The organism is Streptomyces sp. URMC 126 (assembly GCF_051386555.1).
Classification (GTDB): Bacteria; Actinomycetota; Actinomycetes; order Streptomycetales; family Streptomycetaceae; genus Streptomyces.
In genome coordinates, this window is record NZ_JBPQTX010000181.1 from 1 (window position 1) to 14145 (window position 14145).

Below are 14145 nucleotides of genomic sequence, written 5' to 3' on the forward strand. Positions count from 1 at the left end.
GCCCCCCCCCCCCCCCGGGCCCGCCCGTCCGTCCGTCCGCGCACCGGGGCCGAGCCGACAGCGGGCGGCCCCGAAAAGCCGTCCGCTCGCGCGAGTTCACGGCGACGGACGCGGGGCTCGTCCCCTCGGCGCCCACGGGAAGGGCCGGCGGCCCCCGCTCACCGCCGGCACGACGCCCCTCAGGCCCCCACGTACTCCGCCAAGTGCTCGCCCGTCAGCGTCGAGCGGGCGGCGACCAGGTCGGCGGGCGTGCCCTCGAAGACGATCCGGCCGCCGTCGTGACCGGCCCCGGGGCCGAGGTCGATGATCCAGTCGGCGTGGGCCATGACGGCCTGGTGGTGTTCGACGACGATGACGGACACGCCGGAGTCGACGAGCCGGTCGAGCAGACCGAGGAGTTGCTCGACGTCGGCGAGGTGGAGGCCGGCGGTCGGCTCGTCGAGTACGAAGACGGAACGGCCGGCCCGTTCACCGCCCTTCGCCGTCAGGTGCGTGGCCAGTTTGAGCCGCTGCCGTTCGCCGCCGGAGAGGGTGGTGAGCGGCTGGCCGAGGGTGAGGTAGCCGAGGCCGACGTCGGAGAGCCGCCGCAGGACGCGGTGCGCGGCCGGGGTGCGGGCCTCGCCCGTGGCGAAGAACTCCTCGGCCTCGGTCACCGGCATCGCCAGCACCTCGCTGATGTCCCGGCCGCCGAGGCGGTACTCCAGCACCGACGCGTCGAACCGTTTGCCCTCGCAGTCCTCGCAGGTGGCGGCCGTGCCCGCCATCATCGCCAGGTCCGTGAAGACGACGCCGGCGCCGCCGCAGGCCGGGCAGGCGCCCTCCGAATTGGCGCTGAACAGGGCGGGTTTGACGCCGTTGGCCTTGGCGAACGCCTTGCGGACCGGCTCCAGCAGACCGGTGTACGTGGCCGGGTTGCTGCGCCGGGAGCCGCGGATCGGGGCCTGGTCGACCGAGACGACGCCCTCGCCGGCCGGGATCGACCCGTGGACGAGCGAGCTCTTGCCCGAGCCCGCGACGCCGGTGACGGCGACCAGCACCCCGAGCGGGATGTCGACGTCGACGCCGCGCAGGTTGTGCGCCGTCGCGCCGCGGACCGGGAGCGTGCCGGTGGGCTCGCGGACGGTCTTCTTCAGGGTGACCCGGTCGTCGAGGTGCCGGCCGGTGAGGGTGCCGGCGGCCCGCAGCCCCTCCACCGTCCCCTCGTAGCAGATCGTGCCGCCCGCCGCGCCCGCCCCGGGTCCGAGGTCGACGACGTGGTCGGCGATCGCGATGACCTCCGGCTTGTGCTCCACCACGAGCACGGTGTTGCCCTTGTCCCGCAGCCGCAGCAGCAGGTCGTTCATCCGCGCGATGTCGTGCGGGTGCAGCCCGGTGGTCGGCTCGTCGAAGACGTAGGTGACGTCGGTCAGTGACGAGCCGAGGTGGCGGACCATCTTGACGCGCTGGGCCTCGCCGCCCGACAGGGTGCCGGTCGGCCGGTCCAGCGAGAGGTAGCCCAGGCCGATCTCCACGAACGAGTCGAGGCTGTGCCGGAGTTTGGCGAGGAGCGGCGCCACGGACGGCTCGTCCAGTCCGCGTACCCACGCGGCCAGGTCGCTGACCTGCATCGCGCAGGCGTCGGCGATCCCGACGCCCTGGATCTTCGCCGACCGGGCCGCCTCGTTGAGCCGGGTGCCGTCGCAGTCGGGGCAGGTGGTGAAGGTGACGGCCCGGTCCACGAACTCCCGGATGTGCGGCTGCATCGCCTCCCGGTCCTTGGCCAGCATCGACTTCCGGAGGCGCGGGATCAGCCCCTCGTAGGTCATGTTGATGCCCGCGATCTTCATACGGACCGGCTCGCGGTGGAGGAAGTCGTACAGCTCCTTCTCCGTGAACGCGCGGATCGGCTTGTCCGCGGGGAAGAGGCCGGACTCGGCGTAGAGCCGGTGGTTCCAGCCGCCCGGCTTGTAGCCGGGGATGTCGAGCGCCCCCTCGGCGAGGGACTTGGTGTCGTCGTAGAGCCGGGTGAGGTCGAGGTCGGTGACGCTGCCGCGCCCCTCGCAGCGCGGACACATACCGCCGGTGCGGGAGAACGTGACCTTCTCCGCCTTCTTGGTCCCGCGGTCGACGGTGATCGCGCCGCTCGCCTTGACCGAGGCGACGTTGAAGGCGAACGCGCCGGGCGGGCCCACGTACGGCCGTCCGAGCCGGCTGAAGAGGATGCGCAGCATCGCGTTGACGTCGGTGGCGGTGCCCACCGTGGACCGCGGGTCGGCGCCCATCGGCTGCTGGTCGACGATGATCGCGGTGGTCAGCCCTTCCAGGACGTCCACCTCGGGCCGGGCCAGGGTGGGCATGAAACCCTGGACGAAGGCGCTGTACGTCTCGTTGATCAGCCGCTGCGACTCGGCGGCGACGGTGTCGAAGACCAGTGAGCTCTTGCCCGAGCCGGAGACGCCGGTGAAGACCGTCAGCCGGCGCTTGGGGATCTCGACGTCGACGCCCTTGAGGTTGTTCTCGCGCGCGCCGTGCACCCGGATCGTGTCGTGGCCGTCGGCGGGGTGGGGCCCGGGCGCGGTCGTGCTCGGGCTCGGCGTCTTGCTCATCGTTTCTCCATCCGTGAGACGGGTGCACACCCCGCCCGCGGTCCTCGGCCCGGCACGGCCGGCGGGCCCCCGGCCCGGGGGCCGGCGCGCGGGCGCGGGGGCGTCCTGCGGACGGGCGGGAAGCGGCGACCGGGGGATGCCGGGTGAGGGATGCGGGACGAGGTGTGCGGGTGAGGAGTGCGGGTGGGTGCGGGCGTTCGGGCGCGGGCCTGGGTCCGCCGCCCGGCGCCGGCACCCGGCGGGAGCGGACGCGCGCCCGGGCGGTCGGAGCCCGCGACGCGTTCCGGTGCCCCGGCCGCGGGCCCGACAATACCCCCGCCCTGTGACACGCGGGTCGCCTCCACCACCGCTCCCGCCCCAGGCGCCACGGCGCGGCCGGTGCCCCGGTCTCCTCAGGCCCCCGCCCGGTGGATCGCCGTGCCCGTCCCGGTCAGCGGCCGGCCCGTGGCGCCGTAGCGGGCGGCGACGATCTCGGCGGCGATGGACAGGGCCGTCTCCTGCGGGGAGCGCCCGCCGAGGTCCAGGCCGACGGGGGACCGCAGCCGGGCCGACTCGGCGTCCGTCACACCGGCTTCGCGGAGGCGGCGGAGGCGGTCCGCGTGGGTGCGGCGCGAGCCCAGCGCGCCGACGAAGGCGACCGGCAGGCGCAGGGCGACCCGCAGCAGCGGTACGTCGAACTTGGCGTCGTGGGTGAGGACGCACAGCGCGGTCCGCGCGTCGGTGGCCGTCCGGCGCAGGTAGCGGTGCGGCCAGTCGACCACGACCTCGTCGGCCTCGGGGAAGCGGGCCGCCGTGGCGAAGACCGGGCGGGCGTCGCAGACGGTGACGTGGTAGCCGAGGAACTTGCCCACGCGGACCAGCGCGGCGGTGAAGTCGACCGCGCCGAAGAGGATCAGACGCGGCGGTTCGAGGACGGACTCGACCAGGAGCGTCGGGCCACCGGCCGGAAGCGTCCCGTCCGGCACCGGCCCGACGGTGCCGGTGCGGCCCGCGCCGAGCAGCGCGCGGGCCCGGGCCGCGGCGGCGCGGTCGAGCGCGGGCCGGCCGCCGAGGCCGCCCTCGTACGTCCCGTCGGGCCGGACGAGCAGGGCGCCGCCCGCGAGCGCGGCCGGGCCCCGGACGACGCGGGCCAGGGCGACCGCCTCGCGGCGGGCGGCGGCCGTCAGCGCCCGGGTGACGAGACCGCGCGCGGGGGCGTCGGCGGGGAACGGGGCGACGAGCACCTCCACGGTGCCGCCGCAGGTCAGGCCCACGGCGAAGGCGTCGTCGTCGCTGTACCCGTACGTTTCCCGGAGGACCGTCCCGTCCCGCAGCGCCTGGACGCACAGGTCGTACACCGCCGCCTCCACGCAGCCGCCGGAGACGGAGCCGACGGCCCGGCCGCGGTCGTCGACGGCGAGCGCGGCGCCGGGGCCGCGCGGGGCGCTGCCGGTGACGGCGACGACGGTGGCGACGGCGAAGTCCCGTCCGTCCGCGGCCCAGGCGGCCAGGTCCTCAGCGATGTCGAGCACGGCCCTCCTCCCGGGGTGCGGCGGCGGCCGCCAGGACGCGGTCGGGCCGGATGGGCAGGTGGCGGTGGCGGACGCCGGTCGCGTGCCAGACGGCGTTGGCGACGGCCGCCGCGGAGCCGACCGTGCCGATCTCGCCGATGCCCTTGATGCCGACCGGGTCGTCCGGGTCCGGGTCGTCCAGCCAGTCGGCCTCGACGGCGGGGACGTCCGCGTGGGCCGCGACGTGGTAGCCGGCGAGATCGGTGTGGGCGAGGCCGCCCGTGGTGGCGTCCCGGACGGCCTCCTCGTGGAGGGCCATGGACAGGCCCCAGATCATGCCGCCGGTGAGCTGGCCGCGGGCGGTGAGCGGGTTGATGATCCGCCCCGCGGCGAAGACGCCGAGCATGCGGCGGACGCGGATCTCGCCGCTGTCCGGGTCGACGGCGACCTCGGCGAACTGGGCGCCGAAGGCGTGCCGTTCGTACGCGGCGAGGGCCCGTACCGCCGCTTCGGTGTCGGAGCGGACGGTGAGGCCGCCGGGCGGCACGGTGACGCCCGGGGCGAGGCGTTCGCGGAGGTCCCGGGCGGCGAGCCGGACGGCCCAGCCCCAGGAGCGGGTGCCCATGGAGCCGCCGGCGACCCAGGCGTCGCCGAAGTCGCTGTCGGCGATGCGGACGCGCACCCGGTCCGGCGTCACCTCCAGCGCGTCGGCGGCCAGTTGGGTGAGGGCGGTGCGGGCCCCGGTGCCGATGTCGGCGGCGGCGATGCGGACGGTGAAGGTGCCGTCCGGGTGCGCGGTCGCGGTGGCGGTCGCCGGGAAGGTGCCGGTGAAGAAGGAGGAGGCCGCCGTGCCGGTGCCGAGGAGCCAGCGGCCGTCACGGCGGACGCCCGGCCTCGGGTCCCGTTCGGCCCACCCGAAGCGGCGGGCCCCCTCGGTGAAGCAGTCGGTCAGCCGGCGGCCGGCGAAGGGGAGTCCGGAGACGGGGCCGGCGGCGGGTTCGTTGCGGGCCCGCAGCTCGATGGGGTCCACGCCGCACCGCTCGGCCAGTTCGTCGAGCGCGCACTCCAGCGCGAAGGAGCCGGGTGCCTCGCCCGGCGCCCGCATATAGGTGGGTGTGGGGATGTCGAGGGGCAGCACCCGGTGGTCGGTGCGGTGGCCGTCCGCGTCGTACATGACCCGCCCGTAGGCGGCGCTCGGTTCGACGAACTCGCGGACGGTGGAGGTGGCGCTGAGCGCCGTGTGCTCCAGGGCGCGCAGCCGGCCGTCCGCGTCCGCGCCCAGCCGGACGCGCTGGACGGTGGCGCTGCGGTGGCCGACGAGCGAGAACATCTGCCGGCGGGTGAGGGCGACGCGGACCGGCCGGCCGAGGACGGTGGCCGCCATGGCGGCGAGGACGACGTGCGGGCGGGCCTGTGCCTTGCTGCCGAAGCCGCCGCCGACGTGCTCGGACCGCAGGCGGACCGCCGACGGCTCCAGGCCGAGGAGCCGGGCGAGGTCCCGGGCGGTCGCGTAGGCGCCCTGGGTGGAGTCGACGACCTCCAGCCTCCCGTCGTCCCAGCGCGCCATGGCGGCGTGCGGTTCGAGGGGGTGGTGGTACTCCTCCGGGGTGGTGTACCAGGCGTCGACGACCGTGTGCGAGGCGGCGAGTTCCGCCTCGACGTCGCCCTTGCCGGTGGTGCCCGGGCCCATGGCGACGGTCTCCACCGGGCGGCAGCCGGGGTGGTCGGGGCGCAGGCCGACGTCGTGCGGCTCGGTGTCGTAGGTGACGACGAGCGCCTCGGCCGCCTCCCTGGCCTGTTCGGGGGTCTCGGCGACGACGAGGGCGACCGGCCAGCCCATGTGCGGCACCCGGTCGTGCTGGAGGATACGGGTGGTGGCGTCGGGTCCGAAGGTGCCGACGAAGTCCTCTTCGAGGCGCGGGGCGTTGCCGTGGTGCAGCACGGTGAGGACGCCGGGCAGGGCCAGGACGGGTGTGTCGTCGACGGAGCGGATCCGGCCACGGGCCACCGTCGAGACCACGATCCAGCCGTGCGCGAGGTCGTCGGCGGGGTGGTCGGCGGCGTAGCGGGCGGCGCCGGTGACCTTGTCGCGTCCCTCCAGGCGGATGTGCGGGGTGCCGACGGCCGGTGCGGTGGCGGTCGCGGTGGCGTGGGGTGCCGTGGTCATCGGGTGGCGGCCTCCTCGGCGAGTTCGGTCAGGACGCGGACGACCAGGCCGCGCAGCAGCGGCAGTTTGTAGCCGTTGCGCGGCAGGGGCCGGGCGGCGGACAGTTCCGCGTCGGCGGCGGCGGCGAACGCGGCGGCGTCGGCCGGGCCTCCGGTCAGGGCCTGTTCGGCGCGGCGGGCCCGCCAGGGGTGGGAGGCGACCGCGCCGAAGGCGAGCCGCGCCTCGCGGACGACGCCGTCCCGGACGTCGAGGGCGGCGGCGAGGGAGCCGAGGGCGAAGGCGTACGAGGCGCGGTCGCGCACCTTGCGGTAGCGGGACGGGCCGGGCGGGGCCGGCGGCAGGACGACGCCGGTGATCAGCGCGCCGGGCGGCAGGGCGGTCTCCCGGTGCGGGGTGGCGCCCACCGGGCGGTAGAACGCGGTGAGGGGCGTCTCCCCCGGCCCTTCCGCCGTCTCGTGGGTGACGACGGCGTCGAAGGCGGCCAGGGCGACGGCCAGGTCGGAGGGGTGGACGGCGACGCAGTGCGGGGACGCGCCGAGGACGGCGTGGTCGCGGTGCTCGCCGGTGAGCGCGGCGCAACCGCTGCCCGGTACCCGCTTGTTGCACGGCGCGGCGCTCACCGTACCGGCGGTGAAGTAGCCGCAGCGGGTGCGCTGGAGCAGGTTGCCGCCGACCGTGGCCATGTTGCGCAGCTGGCCCGAGGCGCCGGCGAGGACGGCCTGCGCCAACGCGGGGTAGCGGCGGCGCACTTCGGGGTGTGCGGCCAGGTCGGTGTTGGTGACGGTGGCGCCGATGCGCAGGCCCCCGTCGGCGGTGGTCTCGATCCGGTCGAGGGGCAGGTCGCGCAGGTCGACGAGGAGGGCGGGCCGTTCGACGCCGGTCTTCATCAGGTCGACGAGGTTGGTGCCGCCGCCGAGCGGTCGGGCATCGGGTTCGCCGGCGAGCAGGGCGAGGGCGTCGACGGTGTCGGCGGCGCGGTGGTAGCGGAACTCCCTCACGCGCCCACCGCCCCCGCCTGCCGCGCCCGTTCGCCGGCGGCCCGCGCGACGGCGCGGACGATGGTCGGGTAGGCGCCGCAGCGGCAGAGGTTGCCGCTCATCCGTTCGCGGATCTCCGCGTCGGTGAGCGGCGGTGGCCCGGCCTCGGGGCGGAGGTCGGCGGTGACGGCGCTGGGCAGGCCGGCCGCGTGCTCGTCGAGGACGGCGAGGGCCGAGCAGATCTGGCCGGGGGTGCAGTAGCCGCACTGGTAGCCGTCGAGTTCGAGGAAGGCTTGCTGGACGGGGTGGAGGTGCTCGCCGTCGGCGACGCCCTCGATCGTGGTGACCTCCCGTCCTTCGGCGGCGACGGCGAGCTGTAAGCAGGACACGGCACGGCGGCCGTCGAGCAGGACGGTGCAGGCGCCGCACTGCCCTTGGTCGCAGCCTTTCTTGGTACCGGTCAGGCCGAGGCGCTCGCGCAGGGCGTCGAGCAGCGTGGTGCGGTGGTCGACGGTGAGGGTGTGGGGTGCTCCGTTGACGTGGAGGGTGATGACGCTGGACGTCGGTGTGGTCATGGTGGTGGCCTCTTCGGCGGGGGGCAGCGCTGATGGACGGGGTGGTGCCGTGCGTGTGGTGCTGATGTGGCGCCGTGCGATAGGGCACCGGAGGGCGCTGGACGGTGCGGTGCCGGGTGGCGGTCTCAAGAGGGCGGTACGGCATGGTGGTTGCCGCCCGACGGGCGCGGGGGCGCGCCGGGCGGCCGGCCGGACGGCCGTCGTCTTCTTCCCGGGCCCCGCTATGGTGAGCTGTGTGAGCGGTGCGGTGGGCGGTCGTCCGGCGGAGCGCTAGCGGACAGCTGTCCGGTTATCTGAACCTAGCGGACGGCCGGCCGACCGGGCAAGGCTTCGGGGCGGGGACGGCCAGAGGGCGAGGACGCGTGGGGACGACGGCGCCACAGCGGAACGACGAGCCTCCACACCGGCGTTCGGACGCCCGGCGCAACCGCGAGCGCATCCTCGCGGCGGCGCTCGCGGAGCTGACGCGCTCCCCCGCCGTCGCGCTCAGCACGATCGCGAAACGGGCGGGCGTCGGACAGGGAACCCTCTACCGGAACTTCCCCGACCGGGAGTCGCTCATCCTGGAGGTCTACCGCTTCGAGGTCCAACAGGTCTACGAGGCCGCCCGCCGGCTGCTCGCGACCCGCCCGCCCGAACGGGCCCTGCGCGAGTGGCTGGACCGGCTGGCCCGGTACGCGGCGGCCAAGGCCGGCCTGGCCGACGCGATGCGCGAGGCCACGCGCGCCCCGGCCACCCCGGCCCGCTGGGGCCACGCCCCGGTCACGGCGGCCGTCGAACTCCTCCTGGACGCCAACGAGAAGGCCGGCGCCATCCGCCCCGGGGTGACGGCCGACGACTTCCTCCTCGCCATCGCCGGCCTCTGGCACATCGGCGCGTGCCCCGACGCCCACGAACGCGCCGGGCGCCTCTTCGACCTCGTCACGGACGGCCTGCGGGCCGGCGCCCCCGGCCCTCGCGGGGGTACCGCCGAAGGCGGCTGACCGGCCCGGCGGACCACGGCTCTCACCCCACGGAAGGGACGGCCGTCTTCCGCCGGGCGCGGTACGCGGCGGCCTTGATCTTGTTGCCGCAGGACTCCATGCCGCACCACTGGCGCCGCCGGCCGCGCGAGCGGTCGATGTAGACGCGGGTGCACTCGGGGTTGTCACACTCCTTGAGCAGGGGGACGTCGGGGCCGCTCAGCAGCTCCACCGCGTGCCGGGCGACGGCCGCCAGCGCCTCGCGCTGCGTCGCCGCCGTCCAGCGGCCCGAACGCGTCAGCCGCGGCGCGGCGGGGGCCCGGAGCGCCGCCTCGTTGACCGTGTCCAGCGCCTCGTCCTCGAACTCCGTGCCGAGGCGCCGGGCCGTGACCAGCCGGTAGACGGCCTCACGCAGGGCCGTCGCCCGCTCCACGTCGGCGCGGCGGGCGGGCGAGACGGCGTCGACGAGGCCGGACTCCACGTACCAGGCGTCCAGCCGGGCGGGGGTCGCGAACATCTCGAACCGCACCGTGCGGCGGGCCCGGAGCGTGGCCGCGAAGTCCAGGGCCGGGTTGCCGCACACGAAGACGTGGTCCAGGTTCACGTCACCATCCTGGCGGGTGACGCCGAGGCCCGCAAGGACGGCCGTCCGGCGGTCCGATAGCCCTCGGCCCGCCCGGACCCCGCTCAGACGCCCGGCGCCCCCGTCTCCGTCAACTCGCCGTCCCCGACCCGCAGCCACCGCTCGACACCGATCCGTTCGAGGAACCGCTCGTCGTGGCTGACCACCACGAACGCGCCCCGGTAACAGGCCAGGGCGCTCTCCAGCTGCGCGACGCCGACCAGGTCGAGGTTGTTCGTCGGCTCGTCGAGCAGCAGGAGCTGCGGCGCCGGTTCCGCGCACAGGACGCAGGCGAGCGTGGCGCGCAGGAGTTCGCCGCCGGAGAGGACGCCGACGGGCAGGTGGGCCCGGGCGCCGCGGAACAGGAACCGCGCGAGCAGGTTCATCCGCTCCGCCTCCGTCCGGTGCGGGGCGTACTCCGCGAAGTTCTCCGCCACCGTCCGGGCCGGGTCGAGGAGGTCGAGGCGCTGCGACAGGGAGGCGATCCGCCCGTCGGCCCGCCGGACGGTCCCGCTCTCCGGGGCCAGGTCGCCGGAGATCAGCCGCAGCAGCGTGGTCTTGCCCGCGCCGTTGGGCCCGGTCAGGGCGATGCGCTCGGGCCCCCGGACGGTGAGGCCGACGCCATCCCCCGTGAACAGCTCGCGGCCCCCGTGCCGGACCCGCAGCCGCTCGGCCAGGACGAGGGTGCGTCCGGCGGGGACGTCGGTGTCGGGCAGTTCGAGGACGAGCCGCTGCTCGTCCCGGACGGCGCGGCCCGCCTCGTCGAGCCGGGCCTGTGCGTCCTGGACGCGGGTGGCGTGCGTCTGGCCGGCCCGGCCGGCGGATTCCTGGGCGCCGCGCTTCATGTTCCCGGCGAAGATGCGCGGCAGGCCGGCGTTCTTGAGGTTGCGGGCGGCGTTGCTCGCGCGGCGCTCGGCCCGTTCGCGGGCCTGCTGCATCTCGCGCTTCTCCCGCTTCAGCTCCTGCTCCGCGTTGCGGACGTTCTTCTCCGCGACCTCCCGCTCGGCCTCCACCGCCTGCTCGTACTGGGTGAAATTGCCGCCATGGAGGCGCAGTTCGCCGCGGTCGAGTTCGGCGATGCGCTCCATGCGGTCCAGCAGGGCCCGGTCGTGGCTGACGAGCAGCAGGGTGCCGTTCCAGTCGGAGAGCACGTCGTAGAGCTTGTGGCGGGCTTCGAGGTCGAGGTTGTTGGTCGGTTCGTCCAGCAGCAGCACGTCGGGGCGTTTGAGGAGCTGGGCCGCCAGGCCGAGGCTGACGATCTGGCCGCCGCTGAGCGTGCCCAGGGTCCGGTCGAGGGCGAGCCGGCCGAGGCCGAGCCGGTCGAGCTGGGCGCGGGTGCGTTCCTCGACGTCCCAGTCGTCGCCGATGGTCGTGAAGTGCTTCTCGTCGACGTCGCCGGACTCGACGGCGTCGATGGCGCGGATCACCGCGTCGACGCCCAGGATCTCGGCGACCGTCGGCTGACCGGTCAGGGGGAGGGTCTGCGGGAGGTAGCCGACGGTGCCGTGCGTGGCCACCGTCCCGGACGTGGGGCGGAGTTCGCCGGCGATGAGCTTCAACAGGGTGGACTTGCCGGAGCCGTTGGGGGCCACGAGGCCCGTACGGCCCGGGCCGACGGTGAAGGACAGGTCACGGAAGACCGGGGTGTCGTCGGGCCAGGAGAAGGACAGGCGCGAGCAGATGACGGAGACGTCGAACATGGGAAGACCTCGTGAGGAACAGCGGGCGGGGCCCTCCCCGGGGAACCGTCGCGCGCCGGCCGTGCCGTGCCGCCGGACGGCATGGCACGGGGTGGCAGGGACGGTGTGCGGAGAGCGCCGCGCCCGGGGCGGGAAAGCCCGGGACGGGAAAGAAGGGACGGCGAACCGACCACGCCGGCGGTACCGCCCGAGGCGCCCCTGCCGGTGGTCGATCGGATCCGGGTATCACCCGGAGACGTCGTCGTCCACCACCATGTCCGGTCTCCTTCACGAAAGATCGCTGACGTTCTCACTTTAACAGGCCGGGTGCGAGCGCCGGAGCCCCCTCCGCCGCGGGACGGAGGGGGCTCGGCTCACAGCGCCAGGTCCCAGGCGAGGCAGGCGAGATGGGCCCTCGGCTCGGCGTCGCCGGAGCCGTATTCCGGGGTCCCGGGCGAGGCCGGCTTCTCCTCGACCATCTCCTCGTAGGCGATCCGCCGGGGCAGCGCGCCGAAGCGCGCGTGACGCGCCGCCGAGTCACCGTCCTGCGGGTAGGGGTGACGTGTCGTCATGTGACCGCTCCTTCCGTCGTGTCGTCCGCGTCCCGCCGCGACGCGGTCCGCGCCCGGCGCTCCGCCGCCGGCGTCTTCGCCGCGCCGTCCCGGCACGCCGTCAGAGGCGGTCGGCGTCGAGGACGGCCCGGGCGAACGCCTCGGGCGCCTCCTGGGGCAGGTTGTGGCCGATGCCCCGCAGCGTGCGGTGGTCGTACGGGCCGGTGAACCGGTCGCGGTACCGGGAACCGTCGCCCGGAGCCGTGAACGGGTCGCGCTCGCCGTCGAGCGTCACCGTCGGCACGGTGACGAACGGCCGGGCGGCGAGCCGCTTCTCGTACGGCTCGTAGCGCCGCTCCCCTTCGGCGAGGCTCAGCCGCCAGCGGTAGTTGTGGATGACGATGGCGGCGTAGTCCGGGTTCTCGAAGGCGGCGGCGGTGCGCTCGAAGGTGGCGTCGTCGAAGTCCCAGGTCGGGGAGACGGTCTCCCAGACCAGCCGGGTCAGGTCGTGCCGCAGGTCCTTCCGCTCCATGGCGGCCCGGCCCCGTTCGGTGGCGAAGTAGTACTGGTACCACCAGGCGTGTTCGGTCGCCGGCGGCAGCGGTTGGAGGTTGGCCTCCAGGTCGACGACGAGGTAACCGCCCACCGACACCAGGGCCTTGCACCGCTCGGGCCACAGCGCCGCGACGACGGCGGCGCTCCGGGCGCCCCAGTCGAACCCGGCGAGCACCGCCTTCTCCAGCCCCAGGGCGTCCAGCAGGGCGACGGTGTCGAGGGCGAGGGCGGACTGCTGCCCGTTGCGGAAGGTGCGGCCGGAGACGAAGCGCGTGGTGCCGTGGCCGCGCAGGTAAGGGACGATCACCCGGTAGCCCTCCGCCGCCAGGAGGGGCGCGACCTCGACGAAGCTGTGGATGTCGTACGGCCAGCCGTGCAGGCAGACGACCGGCGGCCCGTGCACCGGCCCCAGTTCGGCGTAGCCGATCTCCAGCAGTCCCGCCCTGACCTTCTTGAGCGGGGGGAACGCGCCGTGCCGGTGGCGGCCGGCCGGGCCGGGGCGCTCCGCCGCCGCGGCCGGAGCGGGCACCGGGCCCCCGGGCACCCCCGTCAGGGCCATGGCGGCCCCGCCGCCGGCCCCCACGCCGAGCGCCTTGCCGAACATCCGCCGGTCGATCATGTGAAGCCCTCCGTGCGTCTCGAAGTGCCCGCCCGCGACCGGCCCGTGCCGCGCGGTGATCCCGCACGCACCCACCGGTCCGGTGGCCGCCGGGGCCGTGCCAGACGACTGTGACACAGCCCCGCGTCACCGGTCAAACAGGTGACGCGAGCCAAGTCGTGCCAGTACAGCGGGGTTTGAGCCATCGGCGATATCCGGACACACCACACGCTCCCCCTTGCGCTCCGACGCGCCGGCAGGACACGCTGCCAAGGCAGAAAGAACGGTCATTCTGCCTGGAGACCTCATTCCCCCTGGAGACCTTCCGAACGGAGCACGCCGATGATCGACCGACGCACTCTGATCCGCCACGCGGGCGCGGCCACCGCCGGCGCCTTCGGGGCGGCCGCCCTGGCCGGAACGGCAGCGGCGGCCCCGAGTCCGGACAACCTCTCGAAGCCGCCGGACAACCCCTCGAAGCCGCGAAGAGCCGCCCGGCCGGAGGGCGCCACCGGCCCGGACGCCCCCGTGGACCCGACCGCCGGCGTCACCCGCACCCTGCTCCAGCGCCACCCCTCCCCCGCCGAGGGCTGGGACACCGTCCAGACCCTGGTGCGGATCCCCCGCGGCGGGGAATCCGGCCGGCACAGCCATCCCGGCGTCGAGGTCGGGTACATCGTCCGCGGCGACGTCCTGATGCTGTTCGACGACGGCCCCGGCCTCCGGCTGCGCACCGGCGACCCTTTCTTCATCCCGTCCGGCGCGATCCACAACGCCCGCAACGTCGGCAGGGTGACCACGATGATGCTGTCGACCTACGTGGTGGACGCGACGAAGCCTCTCGTCACCCCGTACGGCCACGGGCCCGCCGCCACCCGCCCCTGACCGCACCGGCCGGGCCCCGCCCTGCCTACGCTGTGCCCATGACCACGGGAACCACCGAGAGAACCCACCCCAGGCAACGCCTCCTCGACACCGCCGGACGGCTTTTCTACGCGGAGGGCATCCAAGCCGTGGGCGTGGAACGCCTGGTGACGGAGGCCGGGGTCACCCGGGCCACGTTCTACCGTCACTTCGCCGGCAAGGACGGGCTGGTCGACGCCTACCTGGCGGCCCGGGGGGCGCGGGTGGAGGACGCCGTGGCGGCCGTCCTCGCCGCCCACCGGGGCCGCGACGCCCTGTTCGCCATCATGGACATGATCGCCGACAGCCTCTGCCGGCCGGGCTTCCGGGGCTGCGGCTTCCTCAACGCCGCCGCGGAGTACCCCGACCCGTCCCACGCGGTCCGCGTCCGCGTCGCCGCGCACCGCCACTGGTTCCACGGCGTGCTGCGCACGGTGGTCGAGGACGCCAGCCACCCCGACCCCGAGCGGGTGGCCCGGGC

At 75.1% G+C, this 14145-nt stretch carries 12 protein-coding genes; 3 read left to right on the top strand and 9 right to left on the bottom strand.

Annotation, left to right across the window (positions count from 1 at the left end):
• Nucleotides 1-179: 179 nt before the first annotated feature.
• The 5 genes from ACSNOK_RS21215 to ACSNOK_RS21235 form a co-directional block, all read right to left on the bottom strand.
• Nucleotides 180-2585, bottom strand: coding sequence for an ATP-binding cassette domain-containing protein (locus ACSNOK_RS21215; RefSeq protein WP_436782317.1), 2406 nt, complete (start codon nt 2583-2585; stop codon nt 180-182).
• A gap of 392 nt (nt 2586-2977) precedes the next feature.
• Nucleotides 2978-4096 (bottom strand): XdhC family protein, encoded by a 1119-nt coding sequence (locus ACSNOK_RS21220; protein WP_436782318.1) that lies wholly within the window; start codon nt 4094-4096, stop codon nt 2978-2980.
• Complete coding sequence (locus tag ACSNOK_RS21225) at nt 4080-6242, bottom strand: xanthine dehydrogenase family protein molybdopterin-binding subunit (protein ID WP_436782319.1); 2163 nt, start codon at nt 6240-6242, stop codon at nt 4080-4082. Before ACSNOK_RS21225 ends, ACSNOK_RS21220 begins: the two co-directional genes overlap by 17 nt.
• On the bottom strand, nt 6239-7240 hold the full coding sequence (locus tag ACSNOK_RS21230) for an FAD binding domain-containing protein (RefSeq protein WP_436782320.1): 1002 nt from the start codon (nt 7238-7240) through the stop codon (nt 6239-6241). The genes ACSNOK_RS21225 and ACSNOK_RS21230 overlap by 4 nt, the downstream gene beginning before the upstream one ends.
• Complete coding sequence (locus ACSNOK_RS21235) at nt 7237-7794, bottom strand: (2Fe-2S)-binding protein (RefSeq protein WP_436782321.1); 558 nt, start codon at nt 7792-7794, stop codon at nt 7237-7239. Before ACSNOK_RS21235 ends, ACSNOK_RS21230 begins: the two co-directional genes overlap by 4 nt.
• 362 nt (nt 7795-8156) lie before the next feature.
• Between ACSNOK_RS21235 and ACSNOK_RS21240 the strand changes: the two genes are divergently transcribed.
• Nucleotides 8157-8777 (top strand): TetR/AcrR family transcriptional regulator, encoded by a 621-nt coding sequence (locus tag ACSNOK_RS21240; protein WP_436782322.1) that lies wholly within the window; start codon nt 8157-8159, stop codon nt 8775-8777.
• Between the two features lie 22 nt (nt 8778-8799).
• On the opposite strand, the gene ACSNOK_RS21245 is transcribed toward ACSNOK_RS21240, so the two are convergent.
• The 4 genes from ACSNOK_RS21245 to ACSNOK_RS21260 all read right to left on the bottom strand — a co-directional run bounded on the left by ACSNOK_RS21245 (nt 8800) and on the right by ACSNOK_RS21260 (nt 12782).
• Nucleotides 8800-9360: a CGNR zinc finger domain-containing protein gene (locus ACSNOK_RS21245; RefSeq protein ID WP_436782323.1), complete on the bottom strand. Its 561-nt coding sequence runs from the start codon at nt 9358-9360 to the stop codon at nt 8800-8802.
• Nucleotides 9361-9443: 83 nt separating this feature from the next.
• On the bottom strand, nt 9444-11078 hold the full coding sequence (gene abc-f / locus ACSNOK_RS21250; protein WP_436782324.1) for a ribosomal protection-like ABC-F family protein: 1635 nt from the start codon (nt 11076-11078) through the stop codon (nt 9444-9446).
• A 353-nt stretch (nt 11079-11431) separates the two neighbouring features.
• Entirely contained in the window at nt 11432-11629 is a 198-nt protein-coding gene (locus ACSNOK_RS21255) for a hypothetical protein (RefSeq protein WP_436782325.1), read from the bottom strand.
• 100 nt (nt 11630-11729) lie between these two features.
• Entirely contained in the window at nt 11730-12782 is a 1053-nt protein-coding gene (locus ACSNOK_RS21260; protein ID WP_436782326.1) for an alpha/beta fold hydrolase, read from the bottom strand.
• A gap of 321 nt (nt 12783-13103) precedes the next feature.
• On the opposite strand from ACSNOK_RS21260, the gene ACSNOK_RS21265 reads away from it, so the two are divergent.
• Nucleotides 13104-13646, top strand: coding sequence for a cupin domain-containing protein (locus tag ACSNOK_RS21265; RefSeq protein WP_436782327.1), 543 nt, complete (start codon nt 13104-13106; stop codon nt 13644-13646).
• Between the two features lie 38 nt (nt 13647-13684).
• On the top strand, nt 13685-14145 hold a 461-nt coding region (locus ACSNOK_RS21270; protein ID WP_436782328.1), incomplete at its 3' end, for a TetR/AcrR family transcriptional regulator.

What these genes read in the sequence shown, in the direction of transcription:
- ACSNOK_RS21215 (WP_436782317.1), bottom strand. Translation starts at nt 2,585, where the DNA reads ATGAGCAAGACGCCGAGCCCGAGCACGACCGCGCCCGGGCCCCACCCC.
- ACSNOK_RS21225 (WP_436782319.1), bottom strand. Translation starts at nt 6,242, where the DNA reads ATGACCACGGCACCCCACGCCACCGCGACCGCCACCGCACCGGCCGTC.
- ACSNOK_RS21235 (WP_436782321.1), bottom strand. Translation starts at nt 7,794, where the DNA reads ATGACCACACCGACGTCCAGCGTCATCACCCTCCACGTCAACGGAGCA.
- abc-f (WP_436782324.1), bottom strand. Translation starts at nt 11,078, where the DNA reads ATGTTCGACGTCTCCGTCATCTGCTCGCGCCTGTCCTTCTCCTGGCCC.
- ACSNOK_RS21255 (WP_436782325.1), bottom strand. Translation starts at nt 11,629, where the DNA reads ATGACGACACGTCACCCCTACCCGCAGGACGGTGACTCGGCGGCGCGT.
- ACSNOK_RS21260 (WP_436782326.1), bottom strand. Translation starts at nt 12,782, where the DNA reads ATGATCGACCGGCGGATGTTCGGCAAGGCGCTCGGCGTGGGGGCCGGC.
- ACSNOK_RS21265 (WP_436782327.1), top strand. Translation starts at nt 13,104, where the DNA reads ATGATCGACCGACGCACTCTGATCCGCCACGCGGGCGCGGCCACCGCC.